Annotated in this window: 4 protein-coding genes; all 4 read left to right on the top strand. The window is 61.7% G+C overall.

Annotated elements, in window-relative coordinates; genetic code table 11:
- A partial coding sequence (locus DD606_RS24445) for an alpha/beta fold hydrolase (RefSeq protein ID WP_219824227.1) occupies window positions 1-299 on the top strand: 299 nt, incomplete at its 5' end.
- 9 nt (window positions 300-308) lie between these two features.
- Window positions 309-899: a malonic semialdehyde reductase gene (locus DD606_RS24440; protein ID WP_003858101.1), complete on the top strand. Its 591-nt coding sequence runs from the start codon at window positions 309-311 to the stop codon at window positions 897-899.
- Window positions 900-908: 9 nt separating this feature from the next.
- Window positions 909-1,403, top strand: coding sequence for an NADH-dependent FMN reductase RutF (gene rutF / locus DD606_RS24435; RefSeq protein ID WP_003858102.1), 495 nt, complete (start codon window positions 909-911; stop codon window positions 1,401-1,403).
- A 21-nt stretch (window positions 1,404-1,424) separates the two neighbouring features.
- On the top strand, window positions 1,425-2,705 hold a 1,281-nt coding region (rutG, locus tag DD606_RS24430; RefSeq protein ID WP_129259362.1), incomplete at its 3' end, for a pyrimidine utilization transport protein G.

Here is a 2,705-nt window from a genome sequence, read left to right as displayed (position 1 = left end):
CGCTGGCCCATTTTCAGGGCAAAGCCAATCTGCTGCGCAGGCTGCATGCGCTGAAGCAGGCCGATTTCAGCCGCCACGCTGCACGCGTTCGCTGCCCCGTGCAGATTATCTGTTCCACCGACGATCTGCTGGTGCCGTCCGTCTGTTCTGATGAACTGCACGCCGCACTCCCGCACGCCCGCAAAACGGTCATGTGCCAGGGCGGGCATGCCTGCAACGTGACCGCGCCGGACATCTTTAACACTCTGCTGCTGAACGGGCTTGCCAGCCTGCTGCACAGCCCAGAACCCGCTTTGTAAGGAGTTTGAATGAGCGAAGCCATCACGCCCGCCGCGCTGGAAACGCTGTTTACCGGCGCACGTACCCATAACGGCTGGCTGGATATACCGGTCAGTGACGAGACGCTGCACGAGATTTATGACCTGATGAAATGGGGGCCGACGTCCGCCAACTGCTCCCCGGCGCGCATTGTGTTTGTGCGAAGCCCGGAAGGAAAAGAAAAGCTGCGCCCGGCGCTCTCCAGCGGCAACCTTGAGAAAACGCTCACTGCCCCGGTCACGGCGATTGTCGCCTGGGACAGCGAGTTTTATGAGCGCCTGCCTGAACTGTTCCCGCACGGCGATGCCAGAAGCTGGTTTACCGCAAGCCCCGCGCTGGCGGAAGAAACCGCCTTTCGCAACAGCTCAATGCAGGCCGCGTTCCTGATTTTCGCCTGCCGCGCGCTCGGGCTCGACACCGGGCCGATGTCCGGTTTTGACCGGGAAAAAGTGGACGCGGCCTTTTTCACGGGCACGCTGCTTAAAAGCAATCTGCTGATCAACATCGGCTACGGCGATACGACCAAACTGTACGGACGCCTGCCGCGTCTGGCCTTTGACGATGCCTGCGGGCTGGCGTAAGGAGCCATCATGACGACACCCGATCAACAAACGTTCCGTGATGCCATGGCCTGCGTCGGTGCGGCGGTCAATATCATCACCACCGACGGCCCGGCGGGAATGGCGGGCTTTACCGCAAGCGCGGTATGCAGCGTAACCGATACCCCGCCCACTCTGCTGGTGTGCCTCAACCGCGGCGCGTCGGTCTGGCCGATTTTCAGCGAGAACCGCACCCTGTGCGTTAACACGCTGAGTGCCGGACAGGAGCCTTTATCCAACCTGTTTGGCGGGAAAACGCCGATGGCGGACCGCTTTGCCGCTGCCCGCTGGCAGACAGGCGACACGGGCTGCCCGCGTCTGGAAAATGCGCTGGCCTCGTTCGACTGCCGCATCAGCCAGGTGGTGAGCGTTGGCACTCACGACATTCTGTTTTGCGACATCGTATCCATCGTACGCCACCCGGCGCCGCAAGGGCTGGTGTGGTTCGACCGCGGCTATCACGCACTTATGCGACCCGCCTGTTAATCCGCATTCAGGAGACAGATCATGTTCGGACTTCCCCACTGGCAGTTGAAATCGACCTCCACAGAAGCAGGCGTGGTCGCGCCGGATGAAAGGCTCCCGCTCGGGCAGACAATGGTGATGGGCGTGCAGCATGCGGTCGCGATGTTTGGTGCGACGGTGCTGATGCCCATGCTGATGGGGCTGGATCCTAACCTCGCCATTTTGATGTCGGGTATGGGTACCCTGCTGTTCTTTTTTGTCACCGGCGGGCGTGTGCCCAGCTATCTGGGCTCCAGCGCCGCCTTCGTTGGGGTGGTCATTGCAGCGACCGGGTTTAACGGTCAGGGTATTAACCCCAACCTGAGCGTGGCCCTCGGCGGCATTATCGCCTGTGGGCTGGTCTACACCCTGACCGGTCTGGTGGTGATGAAAGTCGGCACACGCTGGATCGAGCGGATGATGCCCCCCGTCGTCACCGGGGCGGTGGTGATGGCGATAGGCCTGAACCTCGCGCCGATTGCGGTGAAGAGCGTTTCCGGCTCACCGTTTGAAAGCTGGATGGCGGTGATTACGGTGCTGTGCATCGGCGTGGTGGCGGTCTTTACGCGCGGCATGATCCAGCGGCTGCTGATCCTGGTCGGGCTGATTGCGGCCTGTCTGGTCTACGCGCTGCTGGCGAACGTGTTCGGCCTCGGCAAACCGGTTGATTTCACACTGATTCATCAGGCCGCCTGGTTCGGCATGCCGCACATAACCTCGCCCACCTTTAACGCTCAGGCGATGATGCTCATCGCGCCTGTCGCGGTGATTCTGGTGGCTGAAAACCTGGGCCATTTGAAAGCCGTAGCGGGAATGACCGGCCGCAATATGGACCCGTATATGGGACGGGCGTTTGTGGGAGACGGTCTGGCGACCATGCTCTCCGGCTCGGTCGGCGGCAGCGGCGTGACGACCTACGCGGAAAACATCGGCGTGATGGCAGTGACCAAAGTCTACTCGACGCTGGTCTTCGTGGCGGCGGCGGTGATGGCGATGCTGCTCGGCTTTTCCCCGAAATTCGGCGCATTGATCCACACCATCCCGGCACCCGTGATTGGCGGCGCCTCGATTGTGGTATTTGGTCTTATTGCCGTCGCGGGTGCACGTATCTGGGTGCAGAATCATGTTGATCTGAGCCAGAACGGTAACCTGATCATGGTGGCGGTGACACTGGTGCTGGGGGCGGGTGATTTCGCCCTGACGCTGGGCGGGTTTACGGTGGGCGGGATTGGCACGGCGACCTTCGGCGCGATCCTGCTCAACGCCCTGCTGAGCCGCCGGGTG

This window comes from Enterobacter cloacae complex sp. GF14B (assembly GCF_004136805.1).
Classification (GTDB): Bacteria; Pseudomonadota; Gammaproteobacteria; order Enterobacterales; family Enterobacteriaceae; genus Enterobacter; species Enterobacter hormaechei_C.
The sequence above is the reverse complement of the archived record's forward strand: the minus strand, read 5'-3'. Positions and strand labels throughout refer to the sequence as shown.